Origin of the sequence: Clostridium sp. AM28-20LB, assembly GCF_003480665.1 — a bacterium.
In the GTDB taxonomy this organism is placed as follows: Bacteria; Bacillota; Clostridia; order Lachnospirales; family Lachnospiraceae; genus Otoolea; species Otoolea fessa.
The window spans coordinates 1-17,333 of record NZ_QUJN01000007.1 but is presented as its reverse complement, the minus strand read 5'-3'; the positions used below and the strand labels follow the sequence as shown (position 1 = coordinate 17,333).

Genomic DNA, 17,333 nt, shown 5'->3' with positions numbered 1-17,333 from the left:
TATTTTCATTGATTTATTTCCGAAATTTATTGTATAATATCGTAAAGTATGTTTCAAAGAGTGGGGTTTCTATGAATATAAATACAACCTATACCAAAATCATTACAGGTGAAGATTTGATGGAGACAGCTCAGCACGGAAGCACTCTCTATCCTTTCCAGTTTTACTATGAAGATCTGTCCGTTTTTGATTTCAACTGTATCGAATGGCACTGGCATACTGAATTGGAGTTTATTTATATTGAATCCGGAACCGTTACTTTGTGGATTGGAGAAGACCAATTTCATTTAACCGAAGGAAATGGCATATTCATTAATACAAAGGTACTCCATCGCCTTTATTCTCCCTCAAAAGCCCTCATTCCCAATTTTGTATTTATGCCTTCTTTTATTGCCCCTTGCGACAGCCTGATTTATCAGAAATATATTCTGCCGATCATTTCTTCCTCATTGCCATTTCTCGTATTTCATAAAAAAGTATGCTGGCAAGCAAAGGTTTTATCTATCATGCGGCAAATTATTTCTGCACAGGATTCCGTTCTATCCAAAGAACTCCTTACCAGTTCTCTCCTTCAGAATCTCTGGCTGGAAATATTTGAAAACACAGACATTTCATACCAGGAAGAACACAAGGATCATTCAACCGCTTCTCAAGCCCGGTTACAGCTCATGCTTCAATTTATCCATCTAAATTACTCACGGAGTATCTCATTGGATGACATTGCAGAACAGGCAATGGTCAGTAAAAGTACCGCTTTGAATCTATTTCGGAAATATTTACATATAACGCCGGTTAACTATCTCATTAACTACCGTTTAAAACAGGCCGGTCAGTTGCTTTCAAAAACCGAGAAAAAAGTCAGTCTCATTTCTTCTGAGACAGGATTTCATAACGTTGACTATTTTTGCAGATTATTCAAAAAACGCTACCAATTAACCCCAACGGAATACCGGAAACAGAAAAGCCGCTGATTGGGACGGCGCTGCATTTCCGGCTGCCATCCGCGGGATTCTGGTCAATGCCTTGCCGAAACTCATGCATCCGACACACAGCTTGGAGATTTGAATATCCTCTGCACCAAAAATGGCGATTTCCATATTTATATTTGAGATTCTGATAAGCATTACAGCGGCTTTTGAAAAATCTGTATTGATTTTTCTGAGCGAGGTGTTATAATCGGTATATACCGAAAATAAAAGGAGGAACGCGTCCATGCCAAGACCGCCACGGTGCCGTCGGATTTGTGGCGCACCACAAGTTGATACCTTCTGCCCCAATGGGTGCGAGAATACCAAGCCGATCCTGCTGACGCTAGACGAATACGAGGTCATTCGTCTGGTTGACTTGGAGCAGCAAACCCACGAACAGTGTGCCGCGCAAATGGACATTTCACGCTCTACCGTGCAGGAGATTTACGAAGTCGCACGGCGCAAGATCGCAGCGTGTCTTGTCCACGGGAAACCACTGCACATCACCGGGGGAAACTACCGCATCTGCGGAGGACAGGAGGCAGCCCACTGCGGCCGTTGGTGCCGGATGCAGAGAGCCAACACAGAAAAATCCAACAAAAAATGCAAAGGAGATTCCATTATGAAAATTGCAGTTACCTATGAAAAGGGTCAAATTTTTCAGCATTTCGGCCACACCGAACAGTTCAAGCTTTATGAAGCTGTGGACGGCAAAATCACTCATGTGGAAGTTGTTGATACCAACGGCAGCGGTCACGGCGCACTGGCAGGCTTCCTGATGCAGAACGGCGTGGACGCTTTGATTTGCGGAGGCATCGGCGGCGGTGCTCAGGCAGCACTCGCCGAAGCGGGGATCAAGCTCTACGGCGGTGTCAGCGGGGACGCTGATGCAGCGGTGAGCGCATTGCTCAGCGGAAATCTGGGCTATGACCCCAATGTTCATTGTGATCACCATGACCATGAGCACGGCGAGAAAGGTCACACCTGCGGTAACCACGGCTGCGGCAAGCATAGCTGCCATTGATATGGAACGAACACTGACACAGCTTCCGTTCTGGTCATCCTTGACCGAACACGAAATGGACACGCTTTTCTGATGTGATGTGGGCGATGCAGCAGATCATGTTCAAGGGATTGGATCGGCGGCTGGCAGAGTTTCTCCTTGCCGAAGCGGAGCGTACCGGCTCCGACACGATACGCATGACCCATGAGCAGATCGCGGCGTTGTTCCTTAAAACCGCTGACAACGAAAAGGAACACGCCAAGCTGTGGTTCAAAGAACTGAACGGCATTGGCGATACCTCTGAAAATCTTCTCTCTGCCGCTGAGGGCGAGAACTACGAGTGGACGGATATGTACGACGGCTTTTCCAAAACCGCCGATGAAGAAGGCTTTCATGAACTGGCGCAGCGGTTCCGTCTGGTCGCCGCCATTGAAAAGCACCACGAGGAGCGCTACCGCGCCCTGCTGCACAATCTGGAGATGGCAGAGGTCTTTGCTAGGAGCGAAGTCAAGGTGTGGGAGTGCCGCAACTGCGGTCATATCGTGATCGGTGAGAAGGCGCCCGAGATCTGCCCTGCCTGCAATCATCCCCAGAGCTACTTTGAAATTCACGCGGAGAATTATTAAAGAAAGAAAAGGAGAATCATCATGGAGCAGAAGTTTTACATTTGCAAGCATTGCGGCAACATCATTGCCAAAGTTAAGGACGCAGGTGTCCCTGTCATCTGCTGCGGCGAGCCGATGAGCGAGATCGTTCCCGGCACCACCGACGCCGCCGTGGAGAAGCATGTTCCCGTCTGGACGGTAGAAAACGGCATCGTCCATGTCAAGGTCGGCTCCTTGGAGCATCCTATGCTGCCGGAGCACTACATCGAATGGGTATCTCTCCAGACCAAGCAAGGCAATCAGCGCAAGGAACTGCATCCCGGCGAAAAGCCGGAGGTCTGCTTCGCTCTCTGCGAGGGCGATGAAGTCGAAGCGGTCTACGCCTATTGTAACCTCCATAGTCTGTGGAAAGCGTGATTCATCTTTCAAAAACCCGGTGCTTTTTGAGCACCGGATTTTTTTATCAATGTGACTTCGTCACAGAAAAATGCTTTGCCCTGCGGTATGATAAAGCCACAATCATGAAACAAGAAAGAGGTGGTGAACATGAAAATCAAGTTCAATCCCGATCCGGAGATTGTCAATACCATCAAAGAAGGACTCAAGCGCACCGACGGATACTGTCCCTGCCGCAGGGAGCGCACAGAGGCAACCAAGTGTATGTGCCAGGAGTTTAAGGATCAAATTGCAGATCCCGGCTTCGAGGGATTTTGCCACTGTATGCTCTATTACAAATCCTTGCAGGATTAAGGGAGGAACGCTATGCTGTCAAAGAAACTGACTGCCGTAGATAAGACGCGGTGCGTCGCCTGCGGTGTGTGTGAAAATACCTGTCCACTGGGGGCTGTCAGGGTGCGCCGCGGCTGCTACGCCGCCGTGGAGGCGGAACGATGCGTAGGCTGCGGCAAGTGTGTATTCATCCTACTTGTCACGCTGGCGAATGCGGCAGGCGCTTTGCTGATCCCTACCATCACCGCCGACAAGATCAACATTGCCGTGGAGGGCAGACACATGGATTGCGATCCTCGGCGGTGGGATGCTTATGAAAGGCAGCCTGACCCCCGGCACGTTCCAGGCCTTTTTCCAGTACATGAACATGTCCAGCGAACCGATCACAGAGCTTTCCTATATGACAAACTCTCTGCAATCGGCGCTGGCCTCCATGGAGCGGGTATATGAGCTGCTGGATGAGCCGGAGATGGAAGCAGAGCCGGAAGCACCGAAGCGAATCGGCCATGCGCTGGGAGCGGTGGAGTTTTCCCACGTTCGCTTTGGCCAATTATTGGTGAATCGACATTTTGTTTCCTTTATCCACTCATTTTTATGATGTTCCAAGCACTTGATTCAAGGCAGAAAGTCATGTCGCATCACTTAATACTACAGCCCCTTCTTTATTTCTTCAATTGTCATCTCATATACTTCTGTTACTTTTTCCATTGCTTCCGGTATCCCCGGCTGCTCTCCGGTTCTATCTCTCAAAAGTTCTGTCAACTCATGACTAACCTCATACAGACGGTCAAAAGAAAGATTCTGACACACCCCTTTCAGTGTGTGTGCACCGCGAAAAGCATCTTCATAATTTTTATTTTCCAATGCCTGTTTTAACTGTATATAACTCTGATCTTCAAGGAACTTTAATGCAAATCTCCGAATCAGTGCTTCGCTGTGAAGGCGTCCCAAGACAGCTTCATAGTTTCCTCCAATAGCTTCGTAACACTCTTGCATTGTCATATTTTAGTCCTCCTGTCAATTGTATTCCACTAATTCATGAACCTCTGCTAATCAATTATATACATACCTTAAAATCGTTTTTATAACTTCATCAATCACAATCGGCTTTGACAAATGTGCGTTCATTCCTGCATCCAGTGATGCCTGAACATCTTCTGCAAATGAATTAGCTGTCATTGCTATAATAGGAATGTTTTTTCCATCCGGTCTGTCATTCATTGCCCTGATTGCTTTTGCTGCTTCATAACCATTCATTTCAGGCATCATGATATCCATCAGGATTACATCAAATGTGCCTTCCGGATGATTTCTGAAAATCTCAACAGCATTCTTTCCATCCACAACTCTTTCTACATTCATCCCGAACTCTTCCAACTGCACGGCAGCAATCTCTGCATTCAGTTCATTATCCTCTGCAAGAAGGACATTCACACCTGTAAGATTCACCTTTTCAGAAATACCTGTGTCTGACTTATTACATTCCTTATCTGTAATTTCCAAAGGAATATCCACAGTAAATGTGGTTCCCTCATGCTTTTTACTCTGCACGGAAATGGTTCCACCCATCATATCTACATACTTCTTTACGATAGCCATCCCCAGTCCAACTCCATGGTACTGCGTTCTCACATCGGAATCTTCCTGTGCAAATTCCTCAAAAACTTCTTTTGTAAATTCCTCACTCATGCCAATACCAGTATCCGAAATGCGGTAACGCATATTTATATATCCATCCCCGCCCTTTTCCAGACACCGGGCTTCAAATGTAATCGTCCCTCCATCCGGAGTGTATTTTACGGCATTGCTCAGAATATTGACCAGCACATCACGCAGGCGTGCAGGATCCGCAAGTACATTTGGAATCTTTGCTTCTTCACGCTGAATCTTAAAGTTGATATCCCTGTTCGTAAGAAAGCCTTTTGTAATATCCAATGCAGAATCTGTAATGCTTTTCACATCCGCCGGTACCGGATTGTATTTCACTTTTCCACTTTCGATGCGGGTCAGATCTAATACATCATTGAGCAGCGACAGTAAATGCTCTGAGCTTTCGTCAATCTTTTCCAGACAATTTTTCACCTCGTCTGACGGATTGTTTTTCATTGCAATACCAGTAAATCCTATGATTGCATTCATCGGTGTCCTCATATCATGGGACATATGTGACAGAAATGCTGTTTTTGCCTTGGTTGCAGCCTGTGCATGCTCTGCCAATTCCGCCATTTCCTCAGCTTTCTCCTGGGCCGCCTTCTGCGCTTTTTTTCTTGCACTGAGACGCACCATTATCACAGCCATAGCAGTCAGCAGCCATCCAAAAATAAGAAGAACCCAAACAGTAACAGCAGGATGCAGACGGATCCAGTCAACAAATGTCAGCTCTGTTGCTTTGTGTGTAGTATACTGTGCTGCAAGATCTTCAATAAGATATTGTGGCATGGCATACATTGCTTTCGTCAGAATACCAGCCAGCGCATGGTTCTCAGTTGATGAAATTACCATGCGGTAGGTGAATGTAGGCTGCTCCAGCAGAGTATATGTCATGGTGCCCGTAGTGTCACTGTTCACAAACGCCTGTGCCATGTAATAGTAGACGAAGGTAGCATCTGCTTTACCCTTACGGACAGCTTCCATCATTTCCTGTCGGGTACTGCACATCAGCTTTTCTGCACCGGGTGCCATTGCATCTTCAATTGACTTTGATGCTGTCTGGTCAACAGTAGCAACAACATTAATTTTTCCATCAAAGTCACGCCGTGTCACCCTTGCCAGCTGCATCGTAATGAAAGGTGCAGTAATCCCCCATTTTTTCGTTTCAGCATAGTTATCTGTTTCCAGGCGTGCATCGATGCTCATATCTGTGGTTTCCGTATTTTTCTGATAAGCAATATACTCATCTCTGGTGGCAGGTGTAAGAAACTCATAGGAAATCCCGGCATAGTCTGCAATTTTCCGGAAGTAATCCGGGATAATACCCTTCATCTCACCATTTTCATTATAAGAATATGGATAACGGGTCGGATCACACAGAACATGAAGCGGGTTGTCCTTGGTATACTGTGAAATAATACTTTTTTCTTTCTCCGTATATTCCAGATTCTTAGTTTCGATGCTTTCATAATTTTTATTATAAAGTGTCGTTTTCCAGTCACCCTCAACTGCATTCATCTGGTCGATTGCATAATTGATCTCATTCAGCAATTCTGTATTACCTTTTTTAACAATGACATAGAAATCGCTGCTGCCAAATTTATCCACGATTCGCTCATTGTTTGTTTTTCTCAGAGAACTGGTAACAATCGCATCAACTTTTTCGCTCTGAAGGGCTTCCTTCATTTCTGCGGTCGTATCAAAATAAGATGGAACATATGTAAATCCTTTGTTGTCTGCAAAATCCGCAAACTCTTCATTCCGGGTGTTTCCGTTCAAAAGCGCCACACGCATACCGTTGTAAGTGCTGTAATTGCCGTCCACAATCGTGCTGTTGTCACTGAGGACGGTCAGCATCCCATAATTGGTTCCGATGGGACGTGAAAAATCAAACTTTTCTTCTCTGTCCGGTGTTTTGCGGGCAGATGTTACCATGTCGATCTCGCCATCTTCAAGCATCTGCTGCATATCATCCCAGCTCTTATCATATCCGACATATTCGTAATCTACATCCCAATAACGGGCCATCAGCCGAAGAAAATCATAGCCATACCCACTGCGGTTGCCTTCTTCATCCATCACATGATAACCATCCATGGCAAAGAAACCGACTTTGACAGTTTCATGCTGCGAACTGTCCTCGGCTGCATATGCAGTCTGGGGAGAAAATATCATACACACGCATACAAAAGTCAGTAACACTGCCACATATTTCTTAGCTCTCGAAATCATATTAAATCTCCTGGTCAACCTCCTGGTTTAATAAAATTGCACTGTCGCATCAAATCCATTTGTCACTGTTCAGTGACCTGCGGTTCGGTACCCCCCCCCACCAGATTTTATGCTTCTGATCGTCTTTTCCAGCACCTTCATCTCAACCGGTTTTGAAATATGTGCATTCATACCGGCTGCCAAAGAATTCTGAATGTCCTCCGAGAATGCATTGGCAGACATTGCAATGATTGGAATCTTCTTTGCCGCTTCATGGGAGCTTCTGCGGATTGCCTTCGTTGCATCATAACCATTCATAACAGGCATCTGCACATCCATCAGAATCATGTCATAATCACCTGGAGCAGACTGTTCAAATGCTTCCAAAATCTCTTCGCCATTTTCACAAATGGTACATTCCGCACCTTCAATTTTTAACAGTTCTATCAGGATCTCCGCGTTCAACTCATTATCCTCTGCACACAGGAATTTCATTCCCTGCAGAATATTTCCATCCTGCTCATCTGTTTCTTCTTGTGCCGCCAGAGCAACCGTTCTATCCTCTGCAATTTTCAGATCCAAGAGAACCTCAAAACAGCTTCCCTGTCCCAATTCACTCTCCACATCAATGGTACCTCCCATTGCCTCAACCAGATTCTTAGTAATCGCCATTCCAAGTCCGGTTCCCTGTATTTTATTTGTAAGGGAACTTTCCGCACGGGTAAACGCATCAAAAATTGTATCCTTGAAATCTGCCGACATTCCCATACCATTATCGCTAACTAAGAAACGGTACTTTGCATAGACAGATGACTTTGTCTCACATTCTTCTACAAAGAACTGAATTTCCCCACCTTCCTGGGTATACTTCACTGCATTGGAAAGCAGGTTGCTGAAAATCTGCATCAGGTGAACCTGATCCGCATTCACCCACTCATGCTGAATATTTTCTTTTATGATTGTAAGGGTCTGCTGCTTTTCATATATTTGAGTATGAAATATAGTGTCAAGTTCCTGTACAAGATCCAGAATAGAAAAGTCAGAATACTTGAAGACTGTTTTTCCTGCCTCAATCTTGCTCATATCCAGAACATCATTGATAATTCCTAACAGGTGCTGTGATGAAATGTCTATTTTTTCTGCATACTCTATAACTTTTGCTTTATTACCTGCATCATGTCTGATCAAAGATGTGATACCAATGATTGCATTCATAGGTGTACGAATATCATGTGACATATTAGACAGGAAATCCGTTTTCGCCTTATTTGCATTTTCAGCTGTCTGCAAAGCCTCTGTTGCAACGTTCTTTGCCTTTTTCAGTTTTTGATTGACTACTTCCATTTCCTTCATTGTTTGTAAATGAAGTTCATTATTTCTTTTTTCATATTCTGCTTTTTGATCTGCAAGACTAAGTCTGGAAATACTGTAGAATAATCCGGCAAAAAGTAAAAATATATAACCTGCCATGAGTATTGTTGTAAACAACACCGTTTTCTGGTAATCCCTCAGCACATTGTCAACAACTCCCCTTTCCACAATACATACCAAAATGGTGTTGTTGCTTTCTATCGGGCAATACCCCAGATAATAGGGGTTCTGTTTTCCCAAAAGTGCAACTCCGGATTCTCTGTTATCAAACTTCTTTTTGAACAAATCAGCCTCTTCTTCTGTAATAGCCTGTTCTCCTTTTAAATGTTTTAACAGAGAATAATTACGCAGGTATTTATCACCACTCTGGTTCGTATATGTAATATTTCCGTCATTATCCAGCATGAACAAATATGCTTTCCCGTCATAACCTTTCAGTTTTAACATGGAATCCAGTTTCGAATGATCAAACACAGCTCCAATTGCCGTATAAGTTTCCCCATTGATGGTATATTCCTGACATGGAATCGCAACCAGATAACCGTCTTTTTTCTTCTGAGCATAATCAAGACGCACCAGTTTTCCAATATTGTATCCGTTCTTTAAATCCAGCAGAAGTTTACTTGGCATATCAATCCGCATTTTTGTTCCACCTGCTGATATTGCCTGACCATTTTCCTGAAGGAATATAAGTGTACTTTTCAATTCTTTTTCCCATGCTTCAAAGAAACTTTTGTTCACATCCGTTTCAAGAGACAGCTCCCTCTCATGAAGTAAAAATTCCTCAACCAACTGCAGCTGGCTGTAGTACCCACTCACTTGAAGATCATAGGTCTGCTGCATCTGTTCAACAACAGCTCCCATACTGCTTTTTCCATTTTCACTGATATACTTGCTAGACTTACTTATAAGATACTTTATACAAACTACGCTTAAAAGAATAATAAGTAGTATAAGCAACAGCCTTGTTATTTTTTTTCTTTTATTTACCGTTTGTTCTATCTCCACTTTTACTGTTCAACCTCTATATAATCTTCCGGTGCTGACGGCTGCTGTCCTTTTGACATTGCTTCGATCCATGCACTTGATAATGTTGTATCTTTAAGCTGCTCAATCTCACATTTCGGATTTATTTTTTTCAAAACAGACATTGTGGTGTCTGTAAGAAGAATCGAGTATTCCTTTTCTTTGTCTATTTTCTTATCATTAACTGTCAAGTCCTTTAATGAAAATCCACTTTCCTCTTGATTGACGATCATTTTCATACCGGATGCAATTGGTAATTCGTATTTATTGGTTACATAAAAATTCTCATCCGCATCGGTGAAATAATTTTCCACGAGTTCACAAACCTGTTTACCACTAATTTTTGTAAAATATAATGCTGTATCTGAACTCTTTGCTGTCATCATGCCAACCCGGCTATTGGTGCATTCTCCTTTATATATAGAAGAAGTGAAATAATAATATGGTGCCAGAGCCAGCTGTGCATCATTTTCTTCTCTGATCGTAGTTAAAATGGAAGATGCTGCATCACGGCCATTTCTATCGTTCAGTGAAATGGAATATTCATTTTCAAAATTCACCGTTGCTTTTTCTTCTGGAGCTTTACGATTCATTACACTGCGCAAAGTATCATAAGCCTGCGTTTCATCCATTTCCCCTGACAGTAATCCGTGAACAGCCTCAAGACTTGCATCAAATGATTTTTGAGCGGAATATCGGATATAAACAGCATTATTTTTAATTTCCTCTTCCAGTCCAGGTACATCCTGCATCATGGTTGGAACGTCTGTATTCAATGAAATAACACCGCTTCCATCCGCAATCAGCTTTTGCCCCTCTTCTGAAATCATACAATCCAGCACATCCAGTGCAGTATCCAGTTTCTCCCGGTCTTTTTCCAGGTTTTTGTTAAATGCAATGTTTAATGACGGAGTCATGTACACATAGGATTCATCCGATGTCTGTGAAAAGTAAGGAATACGGAGCAGCTCCGCATCCATCTGTTTCTGCAGCTGCTGCATAACCGTCGGATGTCCATGAAACATTGCTGATTTTCCCTCGACAAACATCTGGGTTCCTGTATTGATGTCAATATTGATATCTTCTTTGCCAAAATGCGAGTCCTTAAGAAACTGACTGGTTTCTGAAAAAATACGTTTCCATAATATATCATCAAACTTCACTTCATCCGCTGCAGTCTCTGCACCGTTTCGCCATTCAATACCATCCAGGCTTGTAAACTCACCGATTGCCGCCGCCTGGATGATTTCATTATTAGACCAGTCTTCCCCAAGATCCATGGAATACGGTTTTATGCCCTTATCATAAAACTGCTGACAGGCCTGTACATATTCCTCATAATTTTCTGGAATCTTTACGCCATACTGATCAAACAGTGTTTTGTTGGCAATGATCGTCTGAGGAATACCACAGATTGGCAGCCACTGGATTTCATCCTCCGCATTCTTATAATATTGCACCGCATAGGAATAATACTTAGAAACAACATCATAAGAAGCAAAATCCATAAGATAAGGCTGTAAGTCCTGTGCATCTGTTCCGGAAAATCGACGTACTGTTATGATATCCGGTAATTCATCATGTTCTTTAAAATAACTGTATAAATCGGTATCATTGTTCCCAATAATAAATTCAATATCCTGATCAGGAAACTGTTCATGGATATAGGGTGCAATATTTTTCATCAAACGATTTTCCCACAGATAAACGGTAAGATGATCATCATTTTTAGATACTTCTTTCTTTGACTGTCCACATCCAGACAAGACAGCAGTTGCTACAAGTACACCTGACACCACTGCTATCAGACAATGTTTTGCCTTTTTCATACTTTACCTCTTTCTTTCCTGATAAAGTCATTATAGTTACGCCTATGAAATAACACCACAAAAAAGCACTGTCAGACAGACAGTGCACCTCATTTTATGCAACTGGCTGCCATTTTACAGGCCCTGTAGCTTTGCGTCCCAGACTTTCATCTGGTTTGCCGATTTCCTTATTATAGCTTTTAAACTTATGCAAAAAACTGGTTTTATTATACTATAGCGCTCTACTGTACACAAGAAAAACATTACCGTTTTAACACCTGAAAACAAAAAAAGAACAGCCGATATATATACTCGAACTGTTCTTCTACTTCCGAAGTCCACGAAGCATTGACATTACTGTTTCCTGCTCATTTGCATTCAGATTGTTCCATATCCCTAGAACTTCTTTCTGTTTTTCTGTCAGATTCTCTGAATTACCTTCCTGAAAAAACTGCGATAATGTCACGCCCAAAGCTGCACATATTTTTTCAAGTGTGATCAGCGACGGCAGGTTTTCCTGCGCCATGATCCTTCCCAGTGACGACTGGGAAATTCCCGACAGCTGCGATAATCTGTATTTACTGATATCACGCTTTTCACATAAAGATGTTATTTTATCCGCAATATACTTCTCTACCTGCAAGTAACTATACCTCATTTCCGCTATTACATGTTCTTATTGTACCTGTAATAATGAAAAAATATTAGTAATCAACTTTGCAAGTATTTATCCCCATCATGGGAAGTATACGGATAAAAAAATATAAAGATACTTTCGTTTCCGCAAAAGTCATTTTCGCTTATATCATTTTTATAATAACACAGACAGTTATGTTTGTCACATAAAAGTTTGAAACCCCAAACAAAAAAATAAACCTTCTCATACCGCAAAGCCGCATATCCACGGATAAATCCCCATCCCAGAGGGATCACCCTTCTGATGAATATAAAGGCTATTCGCAGATGGCTACGCAATCTGACATGGATGCCTTTTCACAGAAAGTTCACAGCTCATATAATGACACTATATTGACGTGACACGAGTATGTGAGTATACTGTAAGCCATGTGGAGGTTGTGCGTATGTCAGCAACAAATCTGAACATCCGAACGGATAAGGAAACAATTAAAGGATAAATCTGAAAAGCGAATCAGCTGATGGAAAAATGCACGCTCTGCAGATGCGGTATTTACATCAGCCCCTTCCACATATTTCTATGAAATAAAAAGTGGAGTCAAATTGAATGAAAACACAAGCAGACAAGAAGTCAGTCAAAGACATCCAAGAGTTAAAGCAGAGATTTACCAAGTTTTCCATAGGTTTATTTGCAATTTTGACGCTTTCAATCACATTGTTGGCATCAGCATATACATATATTCTGCAAAAATCGTATACAGATATCGCCCTTGAAACGGAACTCAAACGTGATATGGAAAATGCAGATGCAATTCATAAATTGGTAAATAAAAAAATCGGAAGAGAAGAATTTGCCACGCTCCGCCATCAATCTGATGAAAATACAGAAATGTATCACGAGGTTTCCTCGTTTCTAAATGAAATTCGAACGCTGAATTCAACCAGATATTTATACACCGCCACCCGAAATGAAGAAAACAGGCTGATCTATGTGGTGGACGGTCTGGATCCCAACGCAGGAGATGTCAGACATCCGGGAGACTATATTGAGGATGAAATGATTCCGTATATTAACAAGGCTCTTTCAGGAGAAACGGTGTATTCGCAGAACATTGTTGATACGACATGGGGTCCTATTTTCACAGCCTGTTATCCTATAACGGGCGATTCGGATGAAATAGTTGGTGCTTTATGCATTGAAATGGATATGCAGTCTGTGAATGGGCTTGTAGAGCGAACAAGAAGAGCATCCGTTTATGTTGGAGCTATGGCAGGATGTGTGCTGTTTTTGCTTTGTGCTGTCTGCTTTATCGGCTACAAAAGAAAAAGAGAAGATGAAATTGAACAGACGATTTTGTTGCGCGAGGCTGCGGAAAAAGCAGAGACCGCAAACAGAGCAAAATCATCCTTCTTACTTAACATGTCACATGATATTCGATCACCTATGAATGCTATTATCGGATTTACGGACATTGCACTGAACCAGACAAATGTATCTGAAATTCACGATAGTCTGCAAAAGGTAAAAATAAGTTCAGAGCATCTGCTGTTGTTATTGAATAATGTACTGGATCTTAGCCGTATCGAGAACGGAAAGGTAAGCTTCTCACCTGAGCCGGAGAATTTGCCTGTCCTAATAGATAATGTGATTGCTATCGTGGATGGACTCCTACTGAATCGTGATTTAACATTTGAGATACATCGCAACATCCCCAAAGAACTTTATGTTCTGACGGATGCAACAAAAATTCGTGAGATATTGACGAATCTTCTGAGCAATTCGGTCAAGTTTACAAAAGATGGCGGAACGATTACTTTTGAAATTAGTATCAAACCGGGCATAGACGAACGGCATATTGTAAGCAGTTATGCGGTAAAAGACAATGGCATTGGTATGAGTGAAGAATTTCAAAAAAGGCTGTTTGAACCCTTTTCACAGGAGGATAACGGCGCACGAACCCATTATGCCGGAACGGGGCTTGGAATGGCAATTTCCAAGCAATATGTAGAACTGATGGGCGGTACAATTACGGTTCACAGCAAGAAAGGGTGTGGTTCGTCTTTTACAGTAGAAATTCCTATGGAACTTGCAGACCCAAAACAGATACCTGAGCTGAATCTGATACAGAATGTCAGCCTTAATGGAGTAAAGGTTCTTCTCGCAGAAGATAATGAGCTGAATGCGGAATTGGCAATCACGCTGCTCGAAGAAGCAGGTATGCATGTAACTCGTGCAGTAGACGGACAGGACGCAGTTGCTTGTTTTGCCAACAATCCAGCAGACACATATGATGTGATTCTAATGGATGTCCTGATGCCTAAAATGAATGGGCATCAGGCGGCAAGGGCAATTCGTGCAATGAGCAAGGAGCGCCCAGACGCTGCGAAAATTCCAATCATCGCACAATCTGCAAATGCTTTCAAGGAAGATGTACAGGCATCCTTGGATTCTGGAATGAACGGACACATTTCAAAGCCATTCAATATAGATGCAGTGACCACTGCAATAAAACAAAATATAAAGAGATAGAAGATTGAGCAACAATCCGCTAACTATCAGAGCATCGTTCAAGGGTTATTTGGACGGTGCTTTTTCTATACCCATTTTGCAGAGAGGTGGTGCGCTATTTCATAAAGCAGCAGCCCGCACACCTGGAAGCTTTCGACGAAGCCCTGGTAAAGCGCTGGCTTGAGCGGATCATTGTCTGGGAGGACCACTTCACTGTGGAGCTTAAGTCCGGACTGAAAATTGATATTGGAGGGTAATCCCGTAAATGCACGAAACCCTCTCGACCATGATGGCCGGGAGGGCATTTTCTATATCCACAAACTAAAACTTCATTCCATTTGAATACTAATAATGCCGTATATTTGTCTCTAAAGGGCAAATATGCAGCATTTCTTTATTCTTTATGTGCGTGATCGTACATCTTTTGAATATCCTCCGGCAACTTATCCGGTATCATACTATGTACCCGATCTTCGTTGCCATCCTGCATGGCTTGTTCATAATACCAGCGCTTGAATTTAATCATATCCAACACACGACTTAAATGTTCAATTTCAGCTTCCACTGTTTTCTTTTGCTTCTCAAACAGTTCTTTTCGTTGAGGATAAGTAGCTACTCCCTCCACACACCAGTCCATAAACTGTTTAATATCCTTGATTTCCAGACCGGAGCGTTTCAGGCACTCAATTACACGTAATGTTTCAATCTCTTTCTCACTGAATTTACGGATGCCGGAAATTCTTTCCATTCCCGGAAAAAGCCCCTGCTTGTCATAATAGCGCAAAGTTGAAATCGGAAGTCCAAACATTTCCGAAACCTGTCCAATCGTATACATGTATGCCTCCACAAAAAGTTAACAAATTTATTTTGCAAACCTCTTGACCTAAAGTTAGGTTTAGGTTTTATCATTAGTATAGCAGTTATACAGAAAGATTGCAATGGCTAACATGGATTATGAAAAAAGTTATATCGTTGTTACTCATACTTTTCATGTGTTTTGCCTTATCTGCCTGCAATAGCAGTCAAAATGCCGAAACAACAGAAACTACCGGGTATACCGTTTCAGAAGAAAGTAATGCCGCAAAAGAAGAAAGTAGCAGCACACAACAAGATGAGAATGGAGATACAGAGACTATGAAAGTTCTAGTAGCATACTTTTCCCGCACTGGTGAAAATTATGGTGTCGGGCATATTGAAAAAGGAAACACTCACATAATAGCAGATATGATTGCAGAACAGGTCGATGCTGACCTATTCGAAATCAGCACCGTTGTGCCATATCCCGATGAATACGAAGCTTGTACAGAAACCGCAAGGCAGGAGCAGGAAGAAGATGCTCGTCCCGAACTGTCAGCTACCGTGGAAAGCATGGAAGATTATGATGTTATCTTTCTCGGTTACCCGATTTGGTGGAGCGACATGCCGATGGCAGTCTACACATTTCTTGAGAGTTATGATTTTTCGGGAAAGACAATCATTCCGTTCTGTACCCACGAAGGCAGTGGTCTTTCTTCCACCGACAGCAGCATTGCTGAAATCTGCACAGGTGCAGATGTTTTGGATGGATTAGAAATAAGAGGTTCTGTGGCACAAAATTCGCAGGATGAAGCATTAACAGCAGTTACAGACTGGCTTGATAAAATTGAAATTTTAGACGAGAACTAAGGAGATATTACCATCATGGAAAAATTAAATTTAACACAAGAATGGGACAAGGTGTTCCCGAAAAGCGACAAGGTGGATCACAAAAAAGTGACTTTCCATAACCGCTACGGCATCACACTGGCGGCGGATATGTACACGCCAAAAAGTGTGGTGGGCAAGCTTCCCGCTATTGCCGTCAGCGGTCCGTTCGGTGCGGTCAAGGAGCAATCCTCCGGTCTATATGCTCAAAAAATGGCAGAGTACGGATTTTTGACCGTTGCTTTTGACCCGTCCTTTACAGGCGAAAGCGGTGGTAGTCCTCGTTATGTGGCTTCTCCGGACATCAATACGGAAGATTTCTGTGCGGCTGTGGATTTTTTGTCCGTACAGGAGAATGTTGACACAGACAGAATTGGTATCATCGGTATCTGCGGCTGGGGCGGTATGGCAATCAACGCTGCTGCACAGGACACCCGTATCAAAGCAACTGCGGCAATGACCATGTACGATATGACCCGTGTAAATGCCAACGGTTATTTTGACAATGAAAACACACCCGAGGCTCGTTTCGCCAAAAAACTGGCAATGAATACCCAGCGTACTGAGGATTATAAAAATGGCAGTTATGCCCTTGCAGGCGGTGTCATCGATCCTTTGCCGGACAATGCCCCACAGTTTGTAAAAGATTATTATGCTTACTATAAAACCGAGCGTGGTTATCATCCTCGTTCTCTTAATTCCAACAACGGATGGAATGTGACCTCTCCTCTGTCCTTTATGAATATGCCAATTTTGCAGTATGCCGCTGAAATTCGGTCTGCGGTTCTACTGGTACATGGAGAAAAAGCGCATTCCCGTTACTTCAGTGAGGGAGCTTATGAAAAAATGGCCGGAGATAATAAAGAACTGCTTATCATTCCGGGAGCGAGCCATGTTGATCTTTATGACAATTTAGATGTCATTCCTTTTGAAAAGCTGAACAGCTTTTTTAATATGCATCTTAAATAAGGATAGAAAAATCTGAAAGCTTTTGTCAAGGGGGTGCGTGGATATTTTTCATATTACTTACGCAGATTCTCTCTCTGCTTCTGCCTGAATAATGCGTTTCAACCTGTCCTCCGCAGTCAAACCGCTACTATGGTCAAAAAACACTTTGACTTTATAATTTGTTTT

The 17,333-nt window shown here is 42.8% G+C and carries 15 protein-coding genes and 1 riboswitch; of the genes, 9 read left to right on the top strand and 6 right to left on the bottom strand.

Annotated features, from left to right (window positions below):
* Positions 1 to 71: 71 nt before the first annotated feature.
* The 6 genes from DW739_RS12355 (at position 72) to DW739_RS14970 (ending at position 3,903) form a co-directional block, all read left to right on the top strand.
* Positions 72 to 971, top strand: a complete 900-nt coding sequence (locus tag DW739_RS12355; RefSeq protein WP_107001117.1) for an AraC family transcriptional regulator — start codon at positions 72 to 74, stop codon at positions 969 to 971.
* Positions 972 to 1,212: 241 nt separating this feature from the next.
* Positions 1,213 to 1,992 carry a DUF134 domain-containing protein gene (locus DW739_RS12345; protein WP_118555861.1) on the top strand — a complete coding sequence of 260 codons (780 nt, stop codon included), beginning with the start codon at positions 1,213 to 1,215 and terminating at the stop codon, positions 1,990 to 1,992.
* 86 nt (positions 1,993 to 2,078) lie between these two features.
* On the top strand, positions 2,079 to 2,597 hold the full coding sequence (locus tag DW739_RS12340) for a ferritin family protein (protein WP_243023776.1): 519 nt from the start codon (positions 2,079 to 2,081) through the stop codon (positions 2,595 to 2,597).
* Positions 2,598 to 2,618: 21 nt separating this feature from the next.
* A complete protein-coding gene (locus tag DW739_RS12335; protein ID WP_118743137.1) occupies positions 2,619 to 2,993 on the top strand; it encodes a desulfoferrodoxin family protein in 375 nt (124 codons plus the stop codon).
* 120 nt (positions 2,994 to 3,113) lie between these two features.
* Positions 3,114 to 3,326 carry a ferredoxin-thioredoxin reductase catalytic domain-containing protein gene (locus DW739_RS12330; protein ID WP_347560992.1) on the top strand — a complete coding sequence of 71 codons (213 nt, stop codon included), beginning with the start codon at positions 3,114 to 3,116 and terminating at the stop codon, positions 3,324 to 3,326.
* 292 nt (positions 3,327 to 3,618) lie between these two features.
* Positions 3,619 to 3,903, top strand: coding sequence for an ABC transporter ATP-binding protein (locus DW739_RS14970; protein ID WP_147352785.1), 285 nt, complete (start codon positions 3,619 to 3,621; stop codon positions 3,901 to 3,903).
* 50 nt (positions 3,904 to 3,953) lie between these two features.
* On the opposite strand, the gene DW739_RS12320 is transcribed toward DW739_RS14970, so the two are convergent.
* The 5 genes from DW739_RS12320 to DW739_RS12300 all read right to left on the bottom strand — a co-directional run bounded on the left by DW739_RS12320 (position 3,954) and on the right by DW739_RS12300 (position 12,029).
* Complete coding sequence (locus DW739_RS12320; RefSeq protein ID WP_107001123.1) at positions 3,954 to 4,307, bottom strand: Hpt domain-containing protein; 354 nt, start codon at positions 4,305 to 4,307, stop codon at positions 3,954 to 3,956.
* A 51-nt stretch (positions 4,308 to 4,358) separates the two neighbouring features.
* Positions 4,359 to 7,187, bottom strand: coding sequence for a transporter substrate-binding domain-containing protein (locus tag DW739_RS12315; RefSeq protein ID WP_118570314.1), 2,829 nt, complete (start codon positions 7,185 to 7,187; stop codon positions 4,359 to 4,361).
* Positions 7,188 to 7,256: 69 nt separating this feature from the next.
* A complete protein-coding gene (locus tag DW739_RS12310; protein WP_118743135.1) occupies positions 7,257 to 9,401 on the bottom strand; it encodes an ATP-binding protein in 2,145 nt (714 codons plus the stop codon).
* A 146-nt stretch (positions 9,402 to 9,547) separates the two neighbouring features.
* Positions 9,548 to 11,392 (bottom strand): ABC transporter substrate-binding protein, encoded by a 1,845-nt coding sequence (locus DW739_RS12305; protein ID WP_118570313.1) that lies wholly within the window; start codon positions 11,390 to 11,392, stop codon positions 9,548 to 9,550.
* A gap of 94 nt (positions 11,393 to 11,486) precedes the next feature.
* Positions 11,487 to 11,562, bottom strand: a riboswitch (cyclic di-GMP riboswitch).
* 134 nt (positions 11,563 to 11,696) lie between these two features.
* Entirely contained in the window at positions 11,697 to 12,029 is a 333-nt protein-coding gene (locus DW739_RS12300; RefSeq protein WP_182427992.1) for a helix-turn-helix transcriptional regulator, read from the bottom strand.
* A gap of 585 nt (positions 12,030 to 12,614) precedes the next feature.
* Between DW739_RS12300 and DW739_RS12295 the strand changes: the two genes are divergently transcribed.
* Positions 12,615 to 14,537: an ATP-binding protein gene (locus DW739_RS12295; protein ID WP_118743134.1), complete on the top strand. Its 1,923-nt coding sequence runs from the start codon at positions 12,615 to 12,617 to the stop codon at positions 14,535 to 14,537.
* Positions 14,538 to 14,910: 373 nt separating this feature from the next.
* On the opposite strand, the gene DW739_RS12285 is transcribed toward DW739_RS12295, so the two are convergent.
* Positions 14,911 to 15,351: a MerR family transcriptional regulator gene (locus DW739_RS12285; protein WP_118523259.1), complete on the bottom strand. Its 441-nt coding sequence runs from the start codon at positions 15,349 to 15,351 to the stop codon at positions 14,911 to 14,913.
* A 119-nt stretch (positions 15,352 to 15,470) separates the two neighbouring features.
* Here DW739_RS12285 and DW739_RS12280 point away from each other — a divergent pair, with 119 nt between their 5' ends.
* Both DW739_RS12280 and DW739_RS12275 read left to right on the top strand, forming a co-directional pair.
* Positions 15,471 to 16,181, top strand: a complete 711-nt coding sequence (locus tag DW739_RS12280; protein WP_118467160.1) for a flavodoxin — start codon at positions 15,471 to 15,473, stop codon at positions 16,179 to 16,181.
* Between the two features lie 15 nt (positions 16,182 to 16,196).
* The gene (locus tag DW739_RS12275; RefSeq protein WP_118743133.1) at positions 16,197 to 17,168 is read left to right on the top strand and encodes an alpha/beta hydrolase; all 972 of its coding nucleotides are present in this window, start codon (positions 16,197 to 16,199) and stop codon (positions 17,166 to 17,168) included.
* The last annotated feature ends 165 nt before the right edge of the window (positions 17,169 to 17,333 follow it).

Excerpts from the sequence above, each read along its gene's own strand:
- DW739_RS12355 (WP_107001117.1), top strand. The coding sequence starts at position 72 with ATGAATATAAATACAACCTATACCAAAATCATTACAGGTGAAGATTTG.
- DW739_RS12345 (WP_118555861.1), top strand. The coding sequence starts at position 1,213 with ATGCCAAGACCGCCACGGTGCCGTCGGATTTGTGGCGCACCACAAGTT.
- DW739_RS12340 (WP_243023776.1), top strand. The coding sequence starts at position 2,079 with ATGCAGCAGATCATGTTCAAGGGATTGGATCGGCGGCTGGCAGAGTTT.
- DW739_RS12335 (WP_118743137.1), top strand. The coding sequence starts at position 2,619 with ATGGAGCAGAAGTTTTACATTTGCAAGCATTGCGGCAACATCATTGCC.
- DW739_RS14970 (WP_147352785.1), top strand. The coding sequence starts at position 3,619 with ATGAAAGGCAGCCTGACCCCCGGCACGTTCCAGGCCTTTTTCCAGTAC.
- DW739_RS12320 (WP_107001123.1), bottom strand. The coding sequence starts at position 4,307 with ATGACAATGCAAGAGTGTTACGAAGCTATTGGAGGAAACTATGAAGCT.
- DW739_RS12315 (WP_118570314.1), bottom strand. The coding sequence starts at position 7,187 with ATGATTTCGAGAGCTAAGAAATATGTGGCAGTGTTACTGACTTTTGTA.
- DW739_RS12310 (WP_118743135.1), bottom strand. The coding sequence starts at position 9,401 with ATGGGAGCTGTTGTTGAACAGATGCAGCAGACCTATGATCTTCAAGTG.
- DW739_RS12305 (WP_118570313.1), bottom strand. The coding sequence starts at position 11,392 with ATGAAAAAGGCAAAACATTGTCTGATAGCAGTGGTGTCAGGTGTACTT.
- DW739_RS12300 (WP_182427992.1), bottom strand. The coding sequence starts at position 12,029 with ATGAGGTATAGTTACTTGCAGGTAGAGAAGTATATTGCGGATAAAATA.
- DW739_RS12295 (WP_118743134.1), top strand. The coding sequence starts at position 12,615 with ATGAAAACACAAGCAGACAAGAAGTCAGTCAAAGACATCCAAGAGTTA.
- DW739_RS12285 (WP_118523259.1), bottom strand. The coding sequence starts at position 15,351 with ATGTATACGATTGGACAGGTTTCGGAAATGTTTGGACTTCCGATTTCA.
- DW739_RS12280 (WP_118467160.1), top strand. The coding sequence starts at position 15,471 with ATGAAAAAAGTTATATCGTTGTTACTCATACTTTTCATGTGTTTTGCC.
- DW739_RS12275 (WP_118743133.1), top strand. The coding sequence starts at position 16,197 with ATGGAAAAATTAAATTTAACACAAGAATGGGACAAGGTGTTCCCGAAA.